At 34.3% G+C, this 7,742-nt stretch carries 8 protein-coding genes, 1 rRNA gene and 1 pseudogene; 4 read left to right on the top strand and 6 right to left on the bottom strand.

What is annotated here, in order from left to right:
• Positions 1-90, top strand: a 5S ribosomal RNA gene (rrf, locus tag ACE3PD_RS06895); the annotation flags it as partial.
• Between the two features lie 428 nt (positions 91-518).
• Here the strand turns inward: rrf and ACE3PD_RS06900 are convergent.
• From ACE3PD_RS06900 to ACE3PD_RS06910, 3 genes are all read right to left on the bottom strand, one after another.
• Positions 519-1,928, bottom strand: a complete 1,410-nt coding sequence (locus ACE3PD_RS06900) for a rhodanese-like domain-containing protein (RefSeq protein WP_374400871.1) — start codon at positions 1,926-1,928, stop codon at positions 519-521.
• Between the two features lie 62 nt (positions 1,929-1,990).
• On the bottom strand, positions 1,991-2,767 hold the full coding sequence (locus ACE3PD_RS06905; protein ID WP_374400873.1) for a sulfite exporter TauE/SafE family protein: 777 nt from the start codon (positions 2,765-2,767) through the stop codon (positions 1,991-1,993).
• On the bottom strand, positions 2,767-3,399 hold the full coding sequence (locus ACE3PD_RS06910; protein ID WP_026726080.1) for a Crp/Fnr family transcriptional regulator: 633 nt from the start codon (positions 3,397-3,399) through the stop codon (positions 2,767-2,769). Before ACE3PD_RS06910 ends, ACE3PD_RS06905 begins: the two co-directional genes overlap by 1 nt.
• 84 nt (positions 3,400-3,483) lie before the next feature.
• Here ACE3PD_RS06910 and ACE3PD_RS06915 point away from each other — a divergent pair, with 84 nt between their 5' ends.
• From ACE3PD_RS06915 to ACE3PD_RS06925, 3 genes are read left to right on the top strand one after another with little or no spacing between them, the layout of a single operon-like run.
• Entirely contained in the window at positions 3,484-4,029 is a 546-nt protein-coding gene (locus ACE3PD_RS06915) for a hypothetical protein (protein ID WP_374400875.1), read from the top strand.
• Positions 4,030-4,074: 45 nt separating this feature from the next.
• Positions 4,075-5,682 carry a class I SAM-dependent methyltransferase gene (locus ACE3PD_RS06920; RefSeq protein ID WP_374400877.1) on the top strand — a complete coding sequence of 536 codons (1,608 nt, stop codon included), beginning with the start codon at positions 4,075-4,077 and terminating at the stop codon, positions 5,680-5,682.
• Positions 5,683-5,689: 7 nt separating this feature from the next.
• Positions 5,690-5,908, top strand: a complete 219-nt coding sequence (locus tag ACE3PD_RS06925; RefSeq protein ID WP_374400879.1) for a hypothetical protein — start codon at positions 5,690-5,692, stop codon at positions 5,906-5,908.
• Here the strand turns inward: ACE3PD_RS06925 and ACE3PD_RS06930 are convergent, their stop codons facing one another.
• The 3 genes and pseudogenes from ACE3PD_RS06930 to ACE3PD_RS06940 form a co-directional block, all read right to left on the bottom strand.
• Positions 5,909-6,466: a 2'-5' RNA ligase family protein gene (locus ACE3PD_RS06930; RefSeq protein ID WP_374400881.1), complete on the bottom strand. Its 558-nt coding sequence runs from the start codon at positions 6,464-6,466 to the stop codon at positions 5,909-5,911.
• Positions 6,467-6,469: 3 nt separating this feature from the next.
• Positions 6,470-7,468 (bottom strand): metal-dependent hydrolase, encoded by a 999-nt coding sequence (locus ACE3PD_RS06935; protein ID WP_374400883.1) that lies wholly within the window; start codon positions 7,466-7,468, stop codon positions 6,470-6,472.
• 94 nt (positions 7,469-7,562) lie between these two features.
• Positions 7,563-7,742 (bottom strand): annotated as a pseudogene (locus ACE3PD_RS06940) (nucleotidyl transferase AbiEii/AbiGii toxin family protein); the annotation flags it as partial.

The following is a 7,742-nucleotide window of genomic DNA, read 5'->3' on the forward strand; positions in this document are numbered from 1 at the left end:
GGCTCACCTCTTCCCATTCCGAACAGAGAAGTTAAGCCCGACTGCGCAGATGGTACTGCAGTTATGTGGGAGAGTATGTCGCCGCCTTTCTTTTGAAAAGCCCTATCAGTAATGATAGGGCTTTTTTGTTATCGATATATCGCCCCAAAGAGATTTTAAATAATAAAAACCACCATATTTAGGTGGTTTTTTTGTTTTACACTTTATGATAGAACTTTTAGCGTATGTGCATGAGCGTTCGGCTAAAGCCAGCTTTAGAATTTTCTTAATGTGTGTTTTGTTAGCAATATAACATCACTACGGGACTGGGAAAAGTATGAATCTCAACTGAAAACTAATTCCGCGTTAGAGATTACTCCGTCAGGCGCAAGCTCGTGTGCAGCATTTGTTTGAGCTCTTACTTAAAATTATTCAAAATTTTAAGTAAAGCGAGTGCGGATAGCCCGATCCTTGTGGGAACGCCCATAAAAAAATCCGACTCTTGTGAAGTCGGATTTCGTATTTTATCTAAAATTATCTTATTTCAATGTACTCGGGCAAACATAGGCCGTTAAAGGAACATCGGTAGTTCTGATACCTGCCATACCTTTTTCTACGTTAATCATGTTGTGGTAGCCTCTAGATTTTAAGATAGATGCCATGATTACCGAACGATAGCCACCTGCACAATGGATGAAGAATTTTTCATCTTTTGGAACTTCAGCTAATTGCTCGTTAACGTAATCTAATGGTATGTTTTTCGCATTTACCACGTGTTCAGCAGTATATTCTCCTGGCTTTCTTGAGTCGATAACTGGAGCGGTTTCGTATTGCGATGCGAAAACTTCTGGTGAAATCGATTCGATGCTATCGGTTTCGTAACCTGCAGCTTTCCATGCTTCGATTCCCCCTAATAAGAAACCTAACGTATTATCAAATCCTACACGAGATAATCTGGTGATGGTTTCTACTTCTTTTCCTTCTGGAGTTATTAATAATATGGGTTGTTTGGTATCTCTGATTAAAGCGCCTACCCAAGGAGCAAATTGGCCATGTAATCCAATGAAAATAGAACCTGGTACATGTTCTTTTACGAAATCATTCTCATTTCGAACATCTAAAATTAAAGCATCTGTTTGATTAGCAACAGCTTCAAATTCTTTTGGATGTAAAGGCGTTTCTGCTTTTGACATTACGGCATCCAAACTTTCATAACCTTGAATGTTCATCAATACATTTTGTGGGAAATAAGCAGGTGGAGGCGTTAATCCATCTAATAATTCTTTGATGAATTCTTCTTTAGTCATATCGGCTCTTAAAGCGTAATTGACTTTCTTTTGATTGCCTAAAGTATCTGTCGTTTCTTTGCTCATGTTTTTGCCACATGCACTTCCAGCACCGTGATTTGGATAGACAATTAAATCATCGCTCAAAGGCATAATTTTATTACGTAACGAATCAAATAAATGTCCTGCTAATAATTCTTGTGTTAAATCTTCTACTAATTCTTGAGCTAAATCAGGACGACCCACATCACCAATAAATAAAGTATCTCCCGTGATAATTCCGTGTTGTTTTCCAGTTTCGTCAGTAACTAAGTAACACGTACTTTCTAACGTATGTCCTGGTGTATGAATCGCTTTAATTGTTACGTCACCAACCTTGAATACTTGACCGTCGACAGCTACGATAGCGTCAAAATTTGGTTTTGCTGTTGGACCGTAAACGATTGAAGCTCCTGTTTTCTTTGCTAAATCTAAATGTCCTGAAACGAAATCTGCATGAAAATGCGTTTCAAAAATGTATTTGATTTTAGCGTTGTCTTTATTGGCTTTTTCGATATAAGGTTGTACTTCTCTCAATGGGTCAACAATGGCTGCTTCACCATTGCTTTCAATGTAATACGCTGCGTGTGCAATACATCCGGTATATATTTGTTCGATTTTCATAATATCTTATTTTTTACAAATTTACGTTCTAAATTTTATTTTTTCTGTACCCAAAGTTACATTTACATTTCTTTTAACAAGATAATGGCAGCCATAAGCAATACAAAGTAAGCAAAAATCTTCTTTAATTGACTTTCATTCGTGTACTTTGTTAAGTACATTCCGATAAATATTCCAACTACAGAAATAGCTGAAAATGTTAACAAAAACATCCAATCGATTTCCAAATTTTGCACATCACCGATAAATCCTACCAATGAGTTCATGGCAATGATAAATAGTGAAGTTCCAACGGCTTTTCGCATCGGTAATTTGGCAAACAAAATTAATGATGGAATAATTAAAAATCCGCCACCTGCACCGACTAATCCAATGATGATTCCAATAGTAAAAGTTTGAATTCCGATTAGAATAAGATTCCTTTTTTCTTCACTATTAGTGTTTTGACTTTTCTTTTTTAATACTGAAAGCGCTCCAAAAACCATAATCACGGCGAAAAACAACATCAAAAAGGTGTCTTTTGTTATGAGAATGGGTGATTCAATGATGATTTCAGGAATTCTCGGAACTATAAATTTTCGGGTTAAGTAAACCGCTACAAAAGACGGAATAGCAAAAATAAATCCGTTTTTGATGTCAACTAAGTTTTTTCGATAGTTTTGAATCGCGCCAAAAGTAGAAGTCGTTCCAACAATAAATAGCGAATAAGCAGTTGCTGTAACGGGATTTATGCTCATCAAATACACTAAAATCGGCACGGTTAAAATAGAGCCACCACCACCTGTTAGTCCTAAAACTAATCCAATAAATAATGCTCCAACATAGCCTAAAATCTCCATTAGAACTGAAGGATTTCGATTTTATTTCGGTGTAATTTGATTTTTCCTTGCAATTCTAAAGCTTTCAATAAACGCGAAATTACAACTCTCGATGTATGCATTTCGTAAGCAATTTCTTGATGCGTATTTTTGATTTCGGTATCGCCAATAACTTTTGCTTTATCAGTCAAATATTTGTACAAACGTTCGTCTAAATTCATGAAAGCTAAAGTGTCAATCGCTTCTAGCATTTCGTTTAAACGCACGTTGTAGCTGTCAAAAACGAAGTTTCGCCACGTTTTATATTTGGTTAACCATTCTTCCATTTTTTCTACAGGAATCATTAACATCGCGCCATCAGTTTCGGCAATAGCACGAATTCTACTTTTCGATTGTCCCATGCAACACGTTAAGGTCATGGCACACGTATCGCCACGTTCTAGGAAATACAATAACAATTCATCTCCATTTTCATCTTCTCTTAATATTTTAATCGCGCCAGTTAATAAAAGCGGCATCGTTTTGATGTAATCCCCAATTTCAATTAGGTAATCATCGGCTTTAAATTCCTTGTAAATTGCCACTTTTGCAATTTCGTCCAATAAAGCTTCCTCAAATATATAACTGTAGGCTTGATCTAAAATAGCTCTCATTTGTAATCCTTTTTTTGTAAAGATACGACGATTCTTTAAAAATCAAATGTTACTTTTGTTACAAAGAAATCGAATCGACACTTTATGACCTTAAAAAAATACAATAAAACCAATTTCCACAAACATACTTTTTGTGAGTTTATTGAAGTCGATACGAATGTGATTCCAAATATCGAGTGGCATTACAAAAGTAAATCGGGTAGTGGATATTGTTTTACTGATGAAGGTGTTTATCGTATTTCGAATCATTGGGGAAGAGCTGCAAATTGTAGATGGCGTTTGATTTCTGAAATTAAAAATCCGAATCAGAAAGAGAGAATTGGTTATGCCAAATGGACAGATTTCTATCCGAATAACGAAACTGAAAGCTTTTTCTATGTAGAAGTTAATTTCGAAACTAAAGAAGCAACTTTCCAACACAAAAATAATCCGAATTACGACGGAAAAGCCGTTTTACGGAACGCTTCCGAAACCGCAAAAGTCATTCGACAAATAAAAGAAATTTTGGAATCAGATACTTGGGCGAAATATTTGGATTTTGATGATTTGGAACAACTTCGAAAAGAAATCATCACAAAACTTATCCAAACTTACACTTCTTTTGCCGAGATTAAAAGAAGTTTATTGTAAAGTGAATCAGAATTTTCATAAATTTGAGAGAAAACCACTCGATTTATGATGAAACGAAACCAATTACGCGAAGCCATTTTCAGACATTTAGATGGATTAGTTGTTGTTACTGTTGCTTATTCTTTGTTCAAAAAAGGAATTTTAGCGCATCTTTTAAAAGAAAAAGCTTCAACTTTAGCAAAATTAACAGAAGAGTTTAAAGCTAACGAAGGCTACTTGAATGTCGCATTACACGTTTTGGCATCGCAGGGTTTTCTGAATTACGAAGTCGATAATGCTTCTGGAAATGTTACGATTTCTACTTTACCTATAAGCAAATTTGCTTTTTCACTTGTTCCAATTTATGAGGATACGTATCAATTGTTGACTCAAACTTCGGTATTTACAGCGAACAAAATGGATGTGGATTCTATCGCTTTATTGGAACCCATTTTAAAGAAGTTTACAGAAAATTATCACATTCATTTTGAAGAAGACGAAAATTTAAGAACGATTCAAGAGCAAATGCTAACTCATATTGAAGGCTATTTGGTAGGACCGATTGTTGTCAATTTAGGAATGACGGGCATGTTTCACAAATATTTCATGGAAAGTTCGTTTCGAGCGGATGAATTTCACAAACATCCCGAAGCGTTTGCTAAAATTCTGGATTTTTTTGTGCATTTGGGTTGGTTTTCCAAGAAAAATGATAATTATCAATTTACAGAAGATGGTTTTTTCTTTGCCAAACGAGCTTCTGCTTATGGTGTGACGGTTTCATATCTTCCGATGTTTAAACATATTGACAGTTTGTTGTTTGGAAATGCAAGTGAATTGCGAAATATCGCTAAAAACGAAGATGAAATTCACGTCAATCGCGAAATGAATGTTTGGGGAAGTGGTGGTGCGCACGCGACGTATTTCAAAGTAATTGACGATATTATTATCGAACTTTTTAATAAACCAATTGCCGAACAACCGAAAGGAATTTTAGATATGGGTTGCGGAAATGGCGCTTTTTTACAACACATTTTTGAAGTCATCGAACGCCAAACCTTACGAGGTAAAATGTTAGATGATTATCCACTATTTTTAGTTGGAGCCGATTATAATCAAGCAGCTTTGAAAGTCACGAGAGCTAATTTGATTAAAGCGGATATTTGGGCAAAAGTTATTTGGGGCGATATTGGAAATCCGGATTTATTGAATAGTGATTTGCAAGAGAATTACAACATCGATTTGAAAGATTTGTTGAATGTGAGAACTTTTTTAGACCACAATCGCATTTGGGAAGACCCTAAAAATAAAACAAAAGATAGAGTAAGTACTTCCACAGGAGCTTTTGCACATCGTGGTGTTCGTATTTCAAACAATGATGTCGAAGATAATTTATTGGAACATTTTATGAAATGGAGTCCGTATGTTCGTAAATTTGGCCTTTTAATTATCGAATTGCATACGGTAGCACCAGTATTAACTGCGCAAAATCTTGGAAAAACAGCAGCGACAGCTTATGATGCTACGCATGGTTTTTCAGACCAGTTTATTGTAGAAATTGAAGTGTTGCAAAATATAGCGGCAGAAGCTGGATTGCATTCGGATACTGATTACTTTAAAAAATATCCCGAAACCGATTATGCAACGGTAAGTATTAATTTGTTGCGAGGAAAATAAAATTAAAATGGAAGATAAATTTTCAGAAATAAAAAAAGACATTCAATTGATTATTGATAACATGGCGATAAAGAATTTTTCGGAAGCTAGTATTAAATTAATTGAAGTGAGTGATGATTTAGACGATATGATGGATGCTACAGATGACGAAATCGTATTGAGAGAAATCAGTAAATATCAAGTGTTGTTAAATCATTTGCAGATTAAAATGAGTACGAAAGAGTAATTAAAACAAGGTTAATTGTTCTTTTTCAGGTTCGATTTCACTTAGAAAAGGAATCGTTTCTAGTACATCATATTGTTTTTTTTCAGGATTGAAAATTCGGATGGTAATGCCTTCGCAAATGAAATTCAAATCTACGGATTCAAACAAACTACACGCGATTTTTAGTTGGGCTTCAGTAAGTTGTCTACCAATAGAAATATGTGGTTCTGTACTTTTATGACTTACAGGAAATTGAATTTGTTTTGGAATTTCCTTCATGATTTCAGCCATTTTTGTTTTGCTTTCGGTATTGGGAGCAATGAAAAAAGCACCATTTGTGTAATTTCCAAAATCATTAAACATTACTTCGAAAGGAATTTGATAACGGCAGTAATTAGCAATTCGGGCTTTTATATTTTCATAAGTAGTCAAATCGTATTCAAATTCACAAATAGTTACGTGAGCTAAAGAATTCTTACTCGGAAACCATCCAATTTTAGCACTCAATTGTTCTTTGAGTTCTTTAACCGCTTCAATAACGGTTTCAGAAGGATGAAAAACTACTGAATATTTTGCCATACGTTAATTGCCTTTTAATCGTGTAAAAATCTTTTTTAGCAATGCTTTACCATCTCGATTGGCTTTTGGAATTTCCTCAGCCCAATAAATTCCATCAGACATTGGAATCATTTGATAACTAAAAGCAAACTGCGGATTTTCAGGATTGTCGTTTAACAAACCAAAACGTAAATCATTAAAATAGATGCGATGGTTTTGTTCGGAAACCAAATACCAACCTTCGCTAATTTTTTTAAGTTGCTGAAAATCATACGAATTTACTAATTTTTCTTCTAATTCCTTATTTTTTGGATAAAATGTAAAAATAATCGGTTGTGAGTCAAATAAAGAATAATCAGCTAAATAATAACCTTTTGAAGTAGCCACATTGGCATTCCAAAGAATACAATTAAAAGCGGTAGTTTTCACAATTAATTTTTGAAATGCTAAATTTTGATTTTGCAAAGCATTTTCAAATTTATATACTGCAAAAAGTTTCAAAACACATGTCAAGAGCAAATAAGAAGAACTAATAGCTAAACCTCGAATTAGTTGTTTTCTTCGGATGAAATTGTCTCTGTTTTTCCAAACAAAAATCAAGCTAATTATTAGCGGAATGGTGTATAAAGGATCTATTACAAAGATGGTTTTCAAGGCAAATCGATATTCTAAAGGCCAAAGAATTTGCGTACCCCAAGATGTAAATAAGTCGAGAAATACATGAGTAGCCAAACACCAAAATGCTAATATAGAAGCACTTTTGAAATTGATTTTATCTTTTTCAATTTTAGAAATCACCAAGCCCAAAATAGGCGACAAAAATGCAAAAAAGAGAAGGGAATGACTCAACCCTCTATGAATAGCAACGCCATCAACATCACTCATGAATTTACCCACTACAATATCCAAATCGGGAATGGTTCCCAAAATAGCACCATACAAAAACGTTTTGTTTTGCAGTTTTTTACCAGCCAGGAGTTCGGCAGTAGCAATTCCGAGAGCGATTTGTGTGAATGAATCCATTTAGGTTTACTTTCCGATACAATATCTTTTTTCTCTTTATTCATAAGGGTTAAAGAGGGTGGAGGTGTATTCGGGGTGTTACAAAAATTGATTATTAAAGGGAAAAATTATTTTTTATTATTTCATCAAAATCCTCTTTTATAAGCTCCCAATATTTTCCTTTATAACAAATTGGGTCAAAATCATCATCAGCTTGTTCAAAAGAAATAAAGTTTTGAATAATTAAATCTTTATCATGTGTATAAGGATATCTTTCTTCATGTATTTCCCAAAA

The organism is Flavobacterium sp., from assembly GCF_041911335.1.
GTDB lineage: Bacteria > Bacteroidota > Bacteroidia > Flavobacteriales > Flavobacteriaceae > Flavobacterium.